Origin of the sequence: Agrobacterium sp. MS2 (assembly GCF_003261015.1) — a bacterium.
Classification (GTDB): Bacteria; Pseudomonadota; Alphaproteobacteria; order Rhizobiales; family Rhizobiaceae; genus Agrobacterium; species Agrobacterium pusense.
The window spans coordinates 1-16308 of the sequence record NZ_QLNF01000007.1; the positions used below are offsets into that span (position 1 = coordinate 1).

At 59.0% G+C, this 16308-nt stretch carries 10 protein-coding genes; 3 read left to right on the forward strand and 7 right to left on the reverse strand.

The annotated features are described in order from the left end of the window. Both DOU54_RS01645 and DOU54_RS01650 read left to right on the forward strand, forming a co-directional pair. Positions 1–226 (forward strand): hypothetical protein (locus DOU54_RS01645; RefSeq protein WP_193603283.1); only part of this gene is annotated, 226 nt, incomplete at its 5' end. Between the two features lie 380 nt (positions 227–606). Then, positions 607–2553, forward strand: coding sequence for a M23 family metallopeptidase (locus tag DOU54_RS01650; RefSeq protein ID WP_006698031.1), 1947 nt, complete (start codon positions 607–609; stop codon positions 2551–2553). Between the two features lie 68 nt (positions 2554–2621). Here the strand turns inward: DOU54_RS01650 and clpB are convergent, their stop codons facing one another. From clpB to DOU54_RS01680, 6 genes are all read right to left on the reverse strand, one after another. Next, on the reverse strand, positions 2622–5246 hold the full coding sequence (clpB, locus tag DOU54_RS01655; protein ID WP_006698032.1) for an ATP-dependent chaperone ClpB: 2625 nt from the start codon (positions 5244–5246) through the stop codon (positions 2622–2624). Positions 5247–5609: 363 nt separating this feature from the next. After that, entirely contained in the window at positions 5610–6392 is a 783-nt protein-coding gene (locus DOU54_RS01660; protein WP_004437999.1) for a DUF4167 domain-containing protein, read from the reverse strand. Positions 6393–6787: 395 nt separating this feature from the next. Next, positions 6788–7657 carry a peptide chain release factor N(5)-glutamine methyltransferase gene (prmC, locus tag DOU54_RS01665; protein ID WP_035210709.1) on the reverse strand — a complete coding sequence of 290 codons (870 nt, stop codon included), beginning with the start codon at positions 7655–7657 and terminating at the stop codon, positions 6788–6790. Beyond that, positions 7654–8733 (reverse strand): peptide chain release factor 1, encoded by a 1080-nt coding sequence (gene prfA / locus DOU54_RS01670; RefSeq protein ID WP_035210707.1) that lies wholly within the window; start codon positions 8731–8733, stop codon positions 7654–7656. Before prfA ends, prmC begins: the two co-directional genes overlap by 4 nt. Positions 8734–8762: 29 nt before the next feature. Beyond that, positions 8763–11030: a phosphoenolpyruvate--protein phosphotransferase gene (ptsP, locus tag DOU54_RS01675; protein WP_035210705.1), complete on the reverse strand. Its 2268-nt coding sequence runs from the start codon at positions 11028–11030 to the stop codon at positions 8763–8765. Positions 11031–11204: 174 nt separating this feature from the next. Continuing rightward, positions 11205–12482, reverse strand: coding sequence for an aspartate kinase (locus tag DOU54_RS01680; RefSeq protein WP_006698035.1), 1278 nt, complete (start codon positions 12480–12482; stop codon positions 11205–11207). 390 nt (positions 12483–12872) lie between these two features. Here DOU54_RS01680 and DOU54_RS01690 point away from each other — a divergent pair, with 390 nt between their 5' ends. Next, complete coding sequence (locus tag DOU54_RS01690; RefSeq protein ID WP_113730343.1) at positions 12873–14720, forward strand: DEAD/DEAH box helicase; 1848 nt, start codon at positions 12873–12875, stop codon at positions 14718–14720. Positions 14721–15012: 292 nt separating this feature from the next. Here DOU54_RS01690 and DOU54_RS01695 read toward each other — a convergent pair whose 3' ends face one another. After that, positions 15013–16251, reverse strand: a complete 1239-nt coding sequence (locus DOU54_RS01695) for a saccharopine dehydrogenase family protein (protein ID WP_044459420.1) — start codon at positions 16249–16251, stop codon at positions 15013–15015. Positions 16252–16308 lie beyond the last annotated feature (57 nt).

Here is a 16308-nt window from a genome sequence, read left to right on the forward strand (position 1 = left end):
GTCTATTCCTGAGATCCAAATTACATTCAGACCCCGCAAGCTTCGCCGCCCACGTTTCTCTTTCTTCTCATATTTAATTGTCAAAAAACAGACCACCAAAAGCAGTCAAAAAATCAAATCCCCGAAACCAAAAGGCCTCGAAACCAAACAAGCAACCAGCTCATTCCTTGATTTATTTAGAACGAAAGACTTCGTCGCCAGCAGCGCCGCCGCCCTCGTTCAGTGAGCGGACTTATAAGAGAACCCCACCGAACAAGTCAACAGGCCAAATTCGAAAAACTCAGAAAATTCGACAAGGGTCTGAATTTAATATGTTATTTCGGTTTCCTGGAAATGCCGGCCGGCGGGCCCCTGTTAAACGCGGCGATTTTGCAAAGGAGAAGATCCCGAAGGCCCGCAAGAAGCGGGGCGTGCCTTCTTTTGGCCCGGTTCCTCACTAATTGGTTTGTCAACGAAGCGTTAACATGGGGCATGCCTGCGCATATCCTATAAAGCGCGCTGCAAACCTTTAGCCATGCTGTCGATGGATTTGACTCGCGGCTTTGAAAGTTGCACATCTTCGCCTGAAGTTTCTGGAGAGCGCATGACCGACGGGGCACACCCAGTATGACTGCGGATCGCAACGTGATCCGGTCGCTAGGCACGGAACCGCCAATTCTGGCGGAAGGGCGACGTGCACCCGATCGCCGCGAAATTTCGCTTCGATGGCTTTCCGGCACGTTCCTCACTGGTATTACCTCTTCCATATTGATGGGTGTGGCCCTGTTCGCCGCTCTCGACGGACGTCAGCAGCTTGCCATCCCCGCCGAAGCCTTCGCCAAGGCGGATATGGGCAACAACGTGACGGAGGCAGCCCGTCGCGGCACGCGCCTCGTGGCACCGAATATTGCCGCGCGACCGTCCGACCGCTCGATCATGGAAGTCTCGACGGTCATCAACGAAGGCGACAAGGAAGTGGTCCGAAAGGTGCCATTCTCCCACGTGAAAATTCCGCTTGCGGCAAATTACGCCAAGCAGGACGACTATCCAGCCTTCGATCCCCTTAATATCTTCGCCAGCAATGACGACAAGGACGCATCGGCACCTGCACCGAGCAGGACGGGAACGATTTACGGTTCCGAGGTCGAATCCGAAGTCAGCCTGAAGACCGTTGCCTTTCCCGTGCAGCATTCCAAATTCCCCTTCGCCGGCTCGCTGAGCTTCGATGAGGTGGAGGAAGCCGTGCGTTCCAACGGCTCGATCCTGACGGACGGCAACGAACAGCTTGCCGCGCTTTATTACATCGATCCACGCCGTTTCGATAATGACGAAGGCGACGTCGACATCACCGCCGGCCTGGCCGCCCGCGTCGTCGAACAGAACATGTCGGTCTCGACACCACAATCGGCCTCCGTTCCCGTCAAGGAATATGCCGATGACGTGATCCCTGCCCGCCAGACTGAAACCATCGAGGCCGCGCTTTTCGGCGCAGGTTATTCGAAGGCACAGTCTTCGGAGATTGCCGGCCTGCTGGCACCGCAAATCCAGTCGAACAATGTGGAAAGCGGCGATGTGCTGCGCGTCGGCATCCTTCAGGAAGACGAGAAAAGCGATATCGTGCGCGTGAGCCTTTACCGCAAGGGCCGCCACATGGTCACCATGGCCGTCGATGACCGCAAGCGCTTCATCAAGGCCAGCGAACCACCGAAACTGGACGCGGTGGCGACCGCCTTTGACAGCACACCGGCACCTGCGGCGGGGCGCGATCTGCCAAGCGTCTATGACGGGGTGTACCGCGCCGCGCTTGCTTACGGCATGAACCAGGGCATGGTCTCGCAGTTGATCAAGCTTCTGGCCAGCAGCGTCGATTTCCAGGCGCAGCTCAAGCCGGCGGATACGCTCGAAGCCTTCTTCTCCGTGGAAGATGCGGATGGCAAGGCGACGGACAAGTCGGAGCTGCTCTATGTCAATGCCAAGTTCGGCGACAACGAGACACGCTTTTACCGGTTCCAGAATCCGGAAGACAACAGCATCGATTATTTCGATGAAAACGGCAAAAGCATCCGGCAGTTCCTGTTGCGCAACCCGGTTCCAAACGGCCGCATGACCTCCGGTTTCGGGATGCGCCGCCATCCCGTGCTGAAATTCAGCCGCATGCATACGGGAACAGACTGGGCCGCCGCCCGGGGCACGCCGATTATCGCTACGGGTAACGGCACTGTCGAGAAGGCCGGATGGGCCTCCGGTTACGGCAACCAGACCCTGATCCGCCATGCCAATGGCTATGTCTCGTCCTATAACCACCAAAGCGCGATCGCCAAGGGGGTCACCGAGGGGGCAAAGGTCCGGCAGGGTCAGGTCATCGGCTATGTGGGGTCGACCGGTCTTTCGACCGGCGCGCATCTGCACTACGAGCTGATCGTCAACGGCACCAAGGTGGACGCAATGAAGGTGCGTCTGCCGGGCGGCAAGTCGCTTTCCGGCGAAGCGCTGGCGCGTTTCTCCGACGAGAGAAAACGCATCGACAATCTGCTGAATATCGAAGAAAAGTCCAATCAGGTGGCAAGCCGCTGATCGGCAGGGGATTTCAGATCAACAGAGTCCGCTTATAGGAAAAGGGCCCCGTTTCCGGAGCCCTTTTTTTATGCAGCGTCGGCGGCCTCAGTGTCGGCCTCGGCTTTTGGCGGCTTGACCTTGAACAGCAGCCGGTCGGTTCCAGAGGTCACCTTGACCCGCGAACCATCGGGGATTTCCCCGCCAAGGATCATTTCCGCAAGCCTGTCCTGAACCGCCTTCTGGATCACCCGCTTCAGCGGACGCGCGCCATAGGCGGGATCGTAGCCTTTGTTGGCAAGCCAGTTACGGGCATCCTCATCCAGTTCGAGCGAAATCTTGCGATCTCCCAGCAGCGAAACGAGCCGCTTCAACTGGATTTCCACGATGGCACCCATCTCGTCCCGCCGCAGGCGATGGAAGAGGATGATATCATCGATACGATTGAGGAACTCCGGCCGGAAATGCGACCGGACACGCTCCATCACCAGTTCGCGAACCGAATCCACGTCGTCATTGTCACCCATCTGCGTCATGAATTCCGAACCGAGGTTCGAGGTCATGATGATGATGGTGTTCTTGAAATCGACGGTGCGGCCCTGGCCATCCGTCAGGCGGCCATCATCCAGCACCTGCAGCAGGACGTTGAAGACATCCGGATGCGCTTTTTCGATCTCGTCGAACAGCACGACCTGATAAGGCCGGCGGCGAACCGCTTCCGTCAGAGCGCCGCCCTCCTCGTAACCGACATAGCCGGGAGGCGCACCGATGAGCCGGGCAACGGAGTGTTTCTCCATATATTCCGACATGTCGAGGCGGACCATTGCGGTTTCGTCGTCGAACAGGAAGCGGGCCAGCGACTTGGTCAGCTCGGTTTTGCCCACGCCCGTCGGGCCGAGGAAGATGAACGAACCGATCGGCCGGTTGGGATCCTGCAGGCCGGCACGCGAACGGCGAACCGCCTTGGACACGGCCTGAACGGCCTCACCTTGCCCGACAACGGACTTGGCAAGTTCGTCTTCCATGCGCAACAGCTTTTCGCGCTGGCCTTCGAGCATCTTGTCAACCGGAATACCTGTCCAGCGGGAAACGACATGCGCGATATTGTCCGCCGTCACCACTTCCTGAACCATCGAGCCGGCACCGCTGCTGTCCCGCGCTTCCGCTGCAGCCAGTTCCTTTTCGATCCCCGGAATGATGCCGTAGGTCAATTCACCGGCGCGCTGGAACTGACCGTTGCGCTGCGCGATCGCCAGTTCGTTGCGGGCTTCGTCCAGCCGTTTCTTGAGATCGGCGGCGTGGCCGAGCTTCTGCTTTTCCGCCTGCCAGCGGGCCGTCAGCGCATCGGCCTTCTCTTCCGTATCCGCCAGTTCATCCTCGAGCTTCTTGAGCCGGTCGACAGAAGACTGGTCCGTCTCCTGCTTCAGGGCTTCGCGCTCGATCTTGAGCTGGATGATGCGGCGATCCAGTTCGTCCAGTTCTTCCGGCTTGGAATCCACCTGCATGCGAAGACGCGACGCGGCTTCGTCCATCAGGTCGATTGCCTTATCCGGCAGGAAACGGTCGGTGATATAGCGATTGGAAAGCGTCGCAGCCGCAACCAGGGCCGAATCCGAGATACGGACCTTGTGGTGCTGTTCGTATTTTTCCTTCAACCCGCGCAGGATCGAGATCGTGTCCTCAACGGTCGGTTCATCCACCAGCACGGGCTGGAAACGGCGGGCAAGGGCCGGATCCTTCTCCACATGCTTGCGATATTCGTCGAGCGTGGTGGCGCCAACGCAGTGCAGCTCACCGCGGGCAAGCGCGGGCTTCAGCAGATTGGAGGCATCCATCGCCCCATCCGCCTTACCGGCGCCGACCAGCGTATGCATTTCATCGATGAAGAGGATGATGCCGCCATTTTCAGACTGCACCTCGTTGAGGACAGCCTTCAGTCGCTCTTCGAACTCACCGCGATATTTCGCACCTGCGATCAGCGCGCCCATATCGAGCGCCATCAGCTTCTTGTCTTTGAGGCTTTCGGGCACATCGCCATTGACGATGCGCAGGGCGAGGCCTTCGGCAATCGCCGTCTTACCGACGCCGGGTTCACCGATCAGCACGGGATTGTTCTTGGTACGGCGAGACAGCACCTGAATGGTACGGCGAATTTCATCGTCGCGGCCAATAACAGGGTCCAGCTTGCCTTCGCGGGCCTCTTCCGTCAGGTCGCGCGCGAACTTCTTCAGCGCGTCAAAGCCCTGTTCGGCATTGGCGCTGTCAGCCGTGCGGCCCTTGCGGATATCATTGATGACCTGATTGAGCGCCTGCGCCGTCACGCCGGCCTTCTTCAGGGAAGCCGAAGTGGAAGCAGAGCTTTCAATCGCAAGCGCCTGCAGAAGACGCTCGACGGTGACGAAACTATCGCCAGCCTTTTTGGCCAGGTCTTCGGCGGTGGAAAACACCTTTGCAAGGGGAGCCGTCAGCGAAAGGCCGCCATTGCCACCGGATACCTTCGGTAATTTTGCCAGTGCGGCATCATTGGCAAGACGCGCTTCTTTCGCGTCGCCGCCAGCCCGCTCGATCAGCGATGCCGCCATACCCTGCTCGTCATCGAGCAGCACCTTGAGAACATGCTCGGGCGAAAACTGCTGATGGTTTTCGGCCAGCGCAAAGGTCTGCGCCGATTGCAGAAAACCGCGAACGCGCTCGGAGTATTTTTCAATATTCATAGTCGAACCTCCATAGACCGGCCCGCCCGCTTTCGGCACGGCTCCGGGTGTTAGGGTTGAGGCTCCCTCAAAAGGCAAGCCCCGCTACGACAGCCGTGTTTAAGGATTTCACGATCGCCGCCTCTCGATGGTCGGTCGCCAGCAGTATCGGCAACCTTCCATCCTGCTCGAATATGGGAGGCATTTTCATCGGTTTAAAGGGGAAGAAATCCGGCCGTCGAGAAATTTTCCCAGGAAGTTGACAGGCGTCAGCTTCACCCTGCTAGCCATGCCGGCGCGCGCAGTCATAGACTTTGGCGCGCCAAAATAAAAAAACTCCGGCGAGCCGGAGTTTTTCAGTCTGGGGCATGTCTGCCTGCGCTGTTATTCCGCGGCGTTTTCAAGCGTGGCGGGAGCGGCCTCTTCACCGGCTCCTGCATCTTCACCTTCGGCACCTTCGGCAGCCGCAGTGCGACGTGGACGGCGCTGGCGCGGACCAGTCGCCCGGCGCGTCTTCGGTGCGCGTTCGGCCGGAGCTTCCGCCTGCTGCTGTTCCTCTTCGACGGCCACCTCCATCGGCGTACCCTCGATGACGGGCTGCGGCGCCTGACTGGCGTCATAAACCGGAGGCTGCTGGTCTGCGCTCACCTGCTGGCGTGGCTGACGCTCCTGCCGCTCACGGCGGTCGGGACGTTCACGGCGCTCCTGGCGCTGCTCGTTCCGTTCGGCGCGCTCCTGGCGTTCGGGCTGCTGCGCGCGCTCGGCCTGTTCGGCCTGATGCTGCGGTGCAATGGCGCCTTCGTCACCATCGTTCACATCCATCTCGTCGGCATCGGCGGCATTATACTCGCCGCGGTCGTCGCGCTGGAAGCGTTCCTGCATCTGCGCCTGAGCCGACGCGATGATGCGGTTATAATGTTCAGCGTGCTGCAGATAGTTTTCAGCCATCACGCGGTCGCCGGAACTCTGTGCGTCGCGCGCCAGAGCCGCGTATTTTTCCGCTATGTGCTGGGCTGTGCCACGGATTTTAACATCGGGGCCGGAACTGTCATAAGTCCTGGTCAGCGGGTTACCGCCCTTGCGGTTGAAGTTGTTGTTACCGCCACCATTATTATTGTTGTTGTTTCCACGCCCCCGGCCGCGCTTGTTTTGCTGTCCTGGCCTCATCAATTGCTCACCTGAATTCTGTTTTGCTGATAATCTGGTTGTTTTCATGCAATTCCGGGCGGAAAACCGCTGGAAATTTTTCCTGAAATTGCTCCATCACGCGCCCTGCCGAGATACCTCCGGACAAGACCTCGCGTAAGACGACCGGTCGCGCAAATGCTGCACCGAGCCGTCTGCGAACAAAGTTTACTGATTCACATGCCGGAAACGCCCAGCCTTTCAGGGCTCTTTAAAGAACCCGCTTCGGGACTGACCCATACCCTGACGAATCTCAGTTCGTCCTCAGCCACCCGGCATGTGGCCGCAAACTATCCCGCTTCCCGCGGAAATCCAAGCCTTTTCTTTTGCTGTGCAAAATATCCTTGCAAAAAATTCCGCAGACATATCGCCGTCAACTATCTCCGGAAGGTCAAAACTCTATCATTACCGCCATAATCCTTCACGGCGTCCAGAAGAGAGAAGCCGTGGGAAGAAAATATAGCGGAAACATCAAGCCTTTGATCGAAACCGATCTCCACACCGACAATCCCGTTTTCCACAAGAAAGCGGCCTGCTTCGGCAGCGATGAGGCGGTACGGTGCAAGGCCGTCCTGACCTCCATCCAGCGCCGCCAGAGGATCATGATGACGAACCTCTCGGTCAAGCGTTGCGACGATATCGCTTCTTATATAAGGCGGATTCGACACAATTATGTCAAAGCGGCCAGAGATTTTTTCGAACCAGTCGCTTTGAACGGGTTCGAAACGACCGCCGAGATCATTTCGGAATGCGTTTCTCGAGGCTGTTTCCAGCGCGTCGGCGGAGATATCGCTGCCGACACCGGTCGCCTCCGGGCATTCCTTCAAAAGCGCGAGACAGATCGCCCCCGTGCCTGTGCCCAGATCGAGAATACGCGCGCTGCCCCTGGCTGAAACGGCAGCCTTCAAGGCAGGCAGCAGCGTGTCTACCAGAACCTCCGTATCAGGGCGCGGCTCGAGCGTTTCCCTCGACAAAAGAAGATCCAGGCCATGAAACTCCCGATGGCCCAGGATGCGGTGAACAGGCTCGCCGGCGGCGCGTCTTTCAACCATCGCATCAATTCGGGCTTGCTCCTCGGTCGTGAGCGACCGGTCCGGCTTCATCACGAAGTCGGTCAACGAAAAACCGACGACTTCGGCAATCAGGAGACGCGCATCGAGAAGTGGATCGGCGATCCCTGCCGCCTGCAGCCGCTTGCGGGCCGCGGCAAGTTCACTTGCGACAGTGGCCCCGGCCGGCGCGCTCAATGCTGCTCGCCGAGTTGCGCCAGCTGCCCCGCCTGATAATCGGCGATCAGCGCATCCACGAGCTCATCAATCTCGCCTTCGATCATCCGGTCCAGCTTGTAGAGCGTGAGATTGATACGGTGATCGGTGACACGGCCCTGAGGGAAATTATAGGTGCGGATGCGCTCGGAGCGGTCGCCGGAGCCCACCTGACTCTTGCGGTCGGCCGAACGTTCACTGTCCACCTTCTGGCGCTCGATATCGTAAAGCCGTGAACGAAGAACCTGCATGGCCTTGGCGCGGTTCTGATGCTGCGATTTCTCCGAGCTCGTCACGATCAGCCCTGTCGGCAAATGGGTGATGCGAACGGCGGAATCGGTGGTGTTGACGTGCTGGCCGCCGGCGCCCGACGCACGCATCGTATCGATGCGGATGTCTTCCGGGCGGATTTCGATATCGATTTCTTCCGCTTCCGGCAGCACCGCGACGGTGGCCGCAGACGTGTGGATGCGGCCGCTTGCTTCCGTTTCCGGCACGCGCTGCACCCGGTGAACGCCGGACTCGAATTTCAGCTTGGAGAACACCCCTCGCCCACTGATGGTGGCGATGATTTCCTTGTAACCGCCGGCTTCACCCTCGCTTGCGGAGAGCACTTCCACCTTCCAGCCCTTGGAAGCAGCAAAGCGCTCATACATGCGGAACAGATCGCCGGCAAATAGTGCCGCCTCGGAACCGCCGGTCCCGGCGCGTATTTCGAGGATCGCACTTTTTTCGTCCGCAGCATCCTTCGGCAGAAGCAGGACCTGCATGTCCTTTTCGAGCTCTTCGATACGGCTCTCGATCTCCGGCAGCTCCATTTCCGCCAGTTCGCGCATATCCTTGTCGGTCGACTTGTCGGCAAGCAGCGCTTCGAGATCGGCGGCCTCAGAGATCGCCTTCTCGTATTCGCGAATTTTCTTCACCACCGGCTCGAGCTCGGAATATTCCGAAGCCAGCTTCACATAGACATCCGCAGCAGGCCCGGCAGACATACGCGCTTCGATCTCGCCGAAACGTCTTTCCAACTCGCGCATTTTTTCGACGGGAAGCTTCGCCACCAGTCACTCCAATTATGAAACAGTTCTTTTTAAACGGGAATGGAATGCGTCGCCGCAAAGCGTAACAACACCTCGCGCGCGCTTTCCAGCGAATTATGATCATCCAGCGCCGCGTTCAACTCTTCGGCAAGACTTGCGGCATCGAGCCCGAGCAGCATGGCCTTCACGGGGCCGATCGCCGTCGGCGACATGGAAATCGAACGGAATCCAAGCCCGATAAGAGCCATTGCCGAAAGTGGCTTGCTCGCCATTTCACCGCACAGCGTAACCGAAGTCTGATGCCTTTCGCCCGCCCGCACGATATCGCGAAGCATGCGCAGGAACGGCTTGCCGAGATTGTCGAAGCGATCCGAAACACGGGCGTTGCCGCGATCCACAGCCATCGAGAACTGGAAGAGATCATTCGAACCCACGGAGACGAAATCCACCTCCTGCATCAGCTCATCGAGCTGCCACATCAGCGCCGGCACCTCCAGCATGGCGCCGAACTGCAGCTTTTTCGGCAGCGCATGGCTGAATTTGGAAAGATGCTGTACTTCCTTCTGCAGCAGGTCGCGTGCAGCGCGGATTTCGGATACCTCCGTCACCATCGGCAACATCATGCGCAGTTCTGCACCGGAAGCGGCACGCAGAAGCGCGCGCATCTGCGTGCGCATCAGCCCCGGCCGGTCGAGCGACAGGCGGATCGCCCGCCAGCCGAGCGCCGGATTTTCCTCCTCCTGGCCGCGCATGTATGAAACGACCTTGTCGCCGCCAATATCCAGCGTGCGGAAGGTAACGCTCTTGCCCTTCGCCTGCCGCAGGACGGAGCGGTAGAAGGCCTCCTGTTCCTCACCCTTCGGCATGTTGGAAGCGATCATGAATTGCAGCTCGGTACGGAACAGTCCAATGCCATCGGCACCCGATTCATCCAGCTGCGGCAGATCCACCAAAAGACCAGCATTCATCTTGAGGTTGACCTTCTGGCCATCCTTGGTGATCGGTTCGACATTGCGAAGTGCGCGGAACTGCTCCTGCCGGCGGGCACGCAGACGCACTTTTTCCTCATAGGCGCGTTGCAGATCCGACATCGGACGCAAATGCACCTGGCCGTCATCGCCATCGATGATGATGGGATCGTTGTTTTCGGCAAGCGCGACAATGCCCGTCGCCTGCCCGATAACCGGAATGCCCATGGCGCGGGCCACGATGACGACATGGCTGGTCACCGCGCCATCTTCCAGCACCAGACCACGCAGTTTTTCGCGCGGATAATCCAGGAGTTCGGCCGCCCCCATGGCGCGGGCCAGCACGATGGCATCAAGCGGGAAATCCTGTTCCGGACCACGACCGCCAAAACCGATGAGCTGCCGAAGCAGCCGGTTGGCGAGATCGTCGAAATCATGCATGCGTTCGCGCAGATAAGGATCGGTGAGACGCATCATGCGCGCCTTGGTATCGCTCTGTACTTTCTCGACCGCCGCTTCCGCCGTCAGGCCGTTGCGGATCGCTTCTTCCATGCGTCGCACCCAGCCCTGATCGTGGGCGAACATGCGGTAGGTCTCGAGAACCTCGCGGTGCTCGCCTTCGGTCGGTACGTCACGGCGCTGCAGCATGTCATCGATGGAGAGCCGCAGCGAGCCTATAGCATCGGCAAGGCGACGGATTTCCGTATCCGCATCTTCGTTCAGCAGGTTGGTAACGACAATGCGCGGATCGTGCAGCACCACATGGCCAAGACCGATGCCTTCGCCATAGGCGTCGCCGTCGATGGAGACGGCACGCGTCAGGTCCAGCTCGACACCGGGGCGTGTGATCTTCTTCAACTCGCCGCTCGCCACTATTTCAGCGATAAGCATCGCGGTTGTCTCGAGCGCTTCAATTTCATCCTCCCGGTACGTTCGGCTGGCCTTGTTCTGGACCACAAGAACGCCAAGAGTGCGACCGGAGCGCAAAATTGGCACGCCGAGGAAGGAATGATAAATTTCCTCACCGGTTTCAGGAAGATAGCGGAATGCGGGATGCGCCTGCGCATCGGAAAGATTGAGCGGTTGGGCGGAAGCGGCAATGGTGCCGACAAGACCCTGCCCCATTTTCAGCTGCGCAAGATGCACGGCATCCTTGTTGAGACCTTCCGTCGCATAAAGCTCAAGCACGCTGTCGGAACGCAGCACATAGACCGAGCAAACCTCCGCCACCATGTTGCCGGCGATCTGACGGACGATCTGGTCAAGGCGGTCCTGCGGTTCAAGGTGCTCCGCCATCATTTCGCGCAGCCGCTTGAGCAGGACGCGCGGACCTGCGGAAAGGTCTCTCATCGCGTTTGCTCCCCGACGCTTCCGATCCGAATGTCATAATATTCGGGAATCAAAACGTCATTTAAAAATTTATAGCGCGAGAAGCGCGTCCCGCAAGGGACACGCTTTCATGAAACGCCACATCGGAAGAACGCAACTCCGAAGAATCGGAGCATCGGGAACCGATGTCTCGGCTTAGCTCTTATCGAGGCCGTAAGCAGAATGCAAAGTGCGAACTGCAAGTTCGGCATAGGCGCCATCGATCAGGATCGAAATCTTGATTTCCGACGTGGTGATCGCCTTGATGTTGATGTTCTTCTCGGCCAGTGCCTTGAATGCGCTGGCGGCAACGCCCGCGTGGCTGCGCATGCCAATGCCGATAACCGAAACCTTGGCGAGGCCGGTTTCGTTCTGTGCAACGTCGAAGCCGATCTGGGCCTTGTTGTCATCGAGAACCTTAAGCGCCTTGGCAACGTCGCCCGAAGGAACGGTAAAGGTCATGTCGGTGCGCGAACCGTCTTCGGAAATGTTCTGCACGATCATGTCGACATTGATGTGTGCTTCCGCCAGAGGCCCGAAGATCGCGGCGGAGACGCCCGGACGGTCGGCCACGCGGCGCAGCGAGATCTGTGCTTCATCCTTGGCATAGGCGATGCCGGTTACGACTTCCTGTTCCACGATTTCATCCTCGTCACAAATCAAAGTACCGGGCGGGTTGATGAGGTCGCCCATGCCCGGCGCATCGGGATCCTCGAAACTGGAGCGAACGAAGGTGCGCACCTTGTGTACCATGGCAAGCTCGACCGAGCGGACCTGCAGGACCTTGGCACCGAGCGACGCCATTTCGAGCATTTCCTCGAAGGCGATCTTTTTCATGCGGCGAGCCTTGGGCTCGATGCGCGGATCGGTCGTGTAGACGCCATCGACATCCGTATAGATGTCGCAACGATCCGCCTTCACGGCAGCGGCAATGGCAACGGCCGAGGTGTCGGAGCCGCCGCGGCCAAGCGTTGCAATGCGGTTATCGGGACCGATGCCCTGGAAGCCGGCAACAACGGCAACCTGGCCCTCGCCCATGCGTTTCACGATATCCGAGCCGTCAATCTCGAGAATGCGGGCGGCGCCATGCGCATTATCGGTGCGAATCGGGATCTGCCAGCCCTGCCAGGAGCGCGCATTGATGCCCATGGATTGCAGCGTGATCGCCAGAAGACCTGACGTCACCTGCTCGCCGGATGCAACAACCGCGTCATATTCGCGTGCATCATAAAAGGAGGCGGCATTGCTCCCCGTAATCTTTGCTGCGTTCTGCACCCAGTCAACCAATTCGTTGGTTTTACCGGACATAGCGGAAACGACCACGGCCACTTCATGGCCGGCATCCACTTCGCGTTTCACATGCCGGGCGACATTGTGAATGCGTTCGAGGTTCGCGACGGACGTGCCGCCGAATTTCATGACAATGCGAGCCATAGCCTTGACCAGTACCATCCCATTTTCCCGCCGGCTCTTTCACAAGACGGACGGACAAGAACAAACCCAGTCGGCTCTTCCTGACAAAGAGCCTCAAGTTGCGGGTCTCTTAGCGAAAAGGCGGGGGCCACGCAATGCCGTTTATGAACCATGCGGTACGCCTTTTTCGGGAGCCTGAACATGCAACAATGGCGCACTGACGCGCCGGCGGGATAAAGCACCCGCAAAAGAGCGTACCGCGGTGCACTGTACAAATCGGCCCATTCGCAGTATGAGCGCGGCAATGCAACCGGCCAGATGGCCGAAATGGCCTGTATCGGCTGCCCCGGAGACTTTAGGATCTATTGGTTTCGGGCGGATGCGGGCAGCTTCATATCCGAAAGACGGTAGATGACAGACACCCAGGGTATCGCCCCGGCGATCGCGCAGGCGTTGGAAAAACGCGGCTATAAAGATTTGACCCCCGTGCAGCAGGCCATGCTTGCGCCGGAACTTGCCGACAAGGACGCGCTGGTTTCCGCGCAGACCGGTTCCGGCAAGACCGTTGCCTTCGGCATCGCGCTTGCGACCACGCTGCTGCGTGACAACACCCGTTTCGGCCAAGCCGCTGCCCCTCTGGCGCTTGCCATCGCCCCCACACGCGAACTGGCCATGCAGGTCAAGCGCGAGCTGGAATGGCTTTACGAATTTGCCGGTGTCTCCATCGCCTCCTGCGTCGGCGGCATGGATATCCGCAATGAGCGCCGGGCGCTGGAGCGCGGCGCGCATATCGTCGTCGGCACGCCCGGCCGTCTCTGCGACCACATCAAGCGCAATGCACTCGATCTCTCATCGATCCGCGCTGTCGTGCTCGACGAAGCCGACGAAATGCTTGACCTCGGCTTCCGTGAAGATCTGGAATTCATTCTGGAGGAATCGCCCGAAGATCGCCGCACGCTGATGTTCTCGGCCACCGTGCCGCGCAGCATCGCCAAGCTGGCCGAAAGCTACCAGAAGAACGCCGTGCGCATCGCCACCGCTTCCGAACAGAAGCAGCATGTGGATATCGAATATCGCGCGCTTCTGGTTTCGCCTTCCGATCGCGAGAACGCCATCATCAATGCGCTGCGCTTTTACGAAGCCCGCAACGCCATCGTGTTCTGCTCCACCCGCGCCGCGGTGAACCACCTGACGGCCCGCCTGAACAATCGTGGCTTCTCCGTCGTGGCTCTCTCCGGCGAACTGACGCAGAACGAGCGTACACATGCCCTGCAGGCCATGCGTGACGGCCGCGCCCGCGTTTGCGTGGCGACAGACGTTGCCGCCCGCGGCATCGACCTGCCCGGCCTCGAACTCGTCATCCATGCCGACCTGCCGACCAATTCCGAAACGCTTCTGCACCGCTCGGGCCGCACCGGCCGCGCCGGTCAGAAGGGCGTCAGCGCCATCGTGGTGCCGGTCAGCCAGCGCCGCAAGGCCGAGCGCCTGCTCGAAGGCGCCAAGGTCAGCGCCGCATGGGTACACCCACCCTCCGTTGAAGAGATCGTCGAGCGCGACGGCGCCCGGCTTCTGGCCGATCCTACGCTGAGCGAAGCAGTGGCGGATGACGAACGCGATTTCGTGACCAAGCTGCTGGAACAGCATGGCGCGGAAAAAGTCGCGGCGGCCTTCGTGCGCCTTTATCATGCGGGACGTTCGGCACCGGAAGACATTTTTGAAGTCGCGCTTGATAACACCCGCAAGCCGCGCCGCGACAGTTTCGAAACGGTCGAAAACAACGCTCCGCGCCGCGACAGGTCCGATTTCTCCGACAGTGCCTGGTTCTCCCTGTCTGTCGGTCGCAAGCAGAGTGCAGAACCGCGCTGGCTTATTCCGATGCTCTGCCGTTTCGGCAAGATCACCCGCCAGGATATCGGGGCGATCCGCATGCAACAGACCGAAACCTTCGTGGAACTGGCAGCCGACGCCGTCGACCGCTTCACCTCCGCCATCGGCAAGGACATGACGCTCGAAAAGGGCATTCGCCTGAAGGCGCTTGAGGGCAAACCCGAGATGACCGGCGGCTTCCGCGAAGACACGCGGCCGGCCAAGGCCCAGCGGAAGTTCAGCAAGTCCGACTACGCGAGCGCCCCCCGCGATGATCGCAAGGGCGAAGACAAGCCCTGGAAAAAGAAAAAGCCCTTTGGCGACAAGCCGAAATATGAGGGCAAGAAGGACAAGCCATTCGAAAAGCGTGGGCCAAAGCCGACAAAGGGCTGAGGACGCCCTTCGTTTTTAGCTCTTGCAAGAAAATGGGTCCCTTTTTGTGGGACCCAAGCCGGTTGACGACCTCCTCCGTCATGCCGGACCTGATCCGGCATCCAGCCACGACGCGTCTGCGTCGTGAGAAGACCCTTTTGCGATCAAAGACTTGATCGCGCTAGACCCCGGATCAAGTCCGGGGTGACGGAGTGGGGATGCGAAAACTTTGCAATCGATTCAGGTCGACAGATTCAGCAAAAAGCCCCGCTTTCGCGGGGCTTTCTATTTAACGCAATCACAACACCGGCAATCAGAACTCCAGCGCGCGGTCGCCGTTTTCGTCCTTGATGCGGTTCGGAAGACCGATCTTGTTCAGAAGGTTCAGGAACGGCTTCGGTGGCAATTCTTCAACGTTTGCCATCTGCTTCACATCCCATTCGCCCGTCGCTATCAACATGGCGGCAGCAACCGGCGGAACGCCAGCTGTGTAGGAAATGCCCTGCGAGCCGACTTCTTCATAGGCTTCCTTATGGTCAGCCACGTTGTAGATGAAGACTTCGCGTTCCTTGCCGTCCTTGATACCCTTGACGATATCACCAATGCAGGTCTTGCCGACATAATCGGGCGCCAGCGAAGACGGATCGGGCAGCACGGCCTTGACCACCTTCAGCGGCACGACTTCCAGACCTTCAGCCGTCTTGACCGGCTTTTCGGACAGCAGCCCGAGGTTCTTCAGCACGGTGAAGACATTGATATAGTGATCGCCGAACCCCATCCAGAAGCGGACATCGGCGCCGTCCATGTTCTTGGACAGCGAATGCACTTCGTCATGGCCGGTCATATAGGCCTTCTGCTTGCCGACGACAGGCAGATCGAATTCCTGGCCGACTTCGAACATCTGGTTGGTCTGCCACTGGCCGTTCTGCCAGGAATAAACGACCCCGGTGAACTCACGGAAGTTGATTTCCGGATCGAAGTTGGTGGAGAACCAGCGGCCATGGCTGCCGGCATTGATGTCGACGATATCGACCGAGGTGACCCTGTCGAAATACTCATCCTTGGCAAGACGCGCATAGGCGTTGACGACGCCCGGGTCAAAACCGACACCGAGAATGGCAGTAATGCCCTTCTCCTTGCATTCTTCAGCACGCTTCCACTCGTAGTTTCCATACCACGGCGGCGTCTCGCAAATCTTGGTGGGATCCTCGTGGATCGCCGTATCCATATAGGCAACACCCGTGTCCATGCAGGCACGAAGAACGGACATGTTGACGAAAGCCGAACCGACGTTGATGACGATCTGTACGCCGGTCTTGTTGATCAAGGCTTTCGTCGCCTCGATATCCATCGCGTCAAGCGCATGGGCCTCAAGTTTCACATCTGTCTTGAGGCTCTTCTTTTCGCGTACGGACTCGACAATCTTGCGGCACTTTTCCAAAGTCCGTGACGCAATATGAATGTCTCCCAATACATCGCTGTTCTGGGCGCATTTATGCGCCACGACCTGTGCTACGCCACCGGCGCCGATGATCAGAACGTTCTTCTTCATTTCAGGTGATGCCTCCTTTTCCCCGCAGGGATGAGCTTCGTTGGATGTTGAAACAGG

Bases quoted from the DNA above. Each gene is read 5' to 3' on its own strand.
- DOU54_RS01650 (WP_006698031.1), top strand. From the start codon at position 607: ATGACTGCGGATCGCAACGTGATCCGGTCGCTAGGCACGGAACCGCCA.
- clpB (WP_006698032.1), bottom strand. From the start codon at position 5,246: ATGAATATTGAAAAATACTCCGAGCGCGTTCGCGGTTTTCTGCAATCG.
- DOU54_RS01660 (WP_004437999.1), bottom strand. From the start codon at position 6,392: ATGAGGCCAGGACAGCAAAACAAGCGCGGCCGGGGGCGTGGAAACAAC.
- ptsP (WP_035210705.1), bottom strand. From the start codon at position 11,030: ATGAGAGACCTTTCCGCAGGTCCGCGCGTCCTGCTCAAGCGGCTGCGC.
- DOU54_RS01680 (WP_006698035.1), bottom strand. From the start codon at position 12,482: ATGGCTCGCATTGTCATGAAATTCGGCGGCACGTCCGTCGCGAACCTC.
- DOU54_RS01690 (WP_113730343.1), top strand. From the start codon at position 12,873: ATGACAGACACCCAGGGTATCGCCCCGGCGATCGCGCAGGCGTTGGAA.
- DOU54_RS01695 (WP_044459420.1), bottom strand. From the start codon at position 16,251: ATGAAGAAGAACGTTCTGATCATCGGCGCCGGTGGCGTAGCACAGGTC.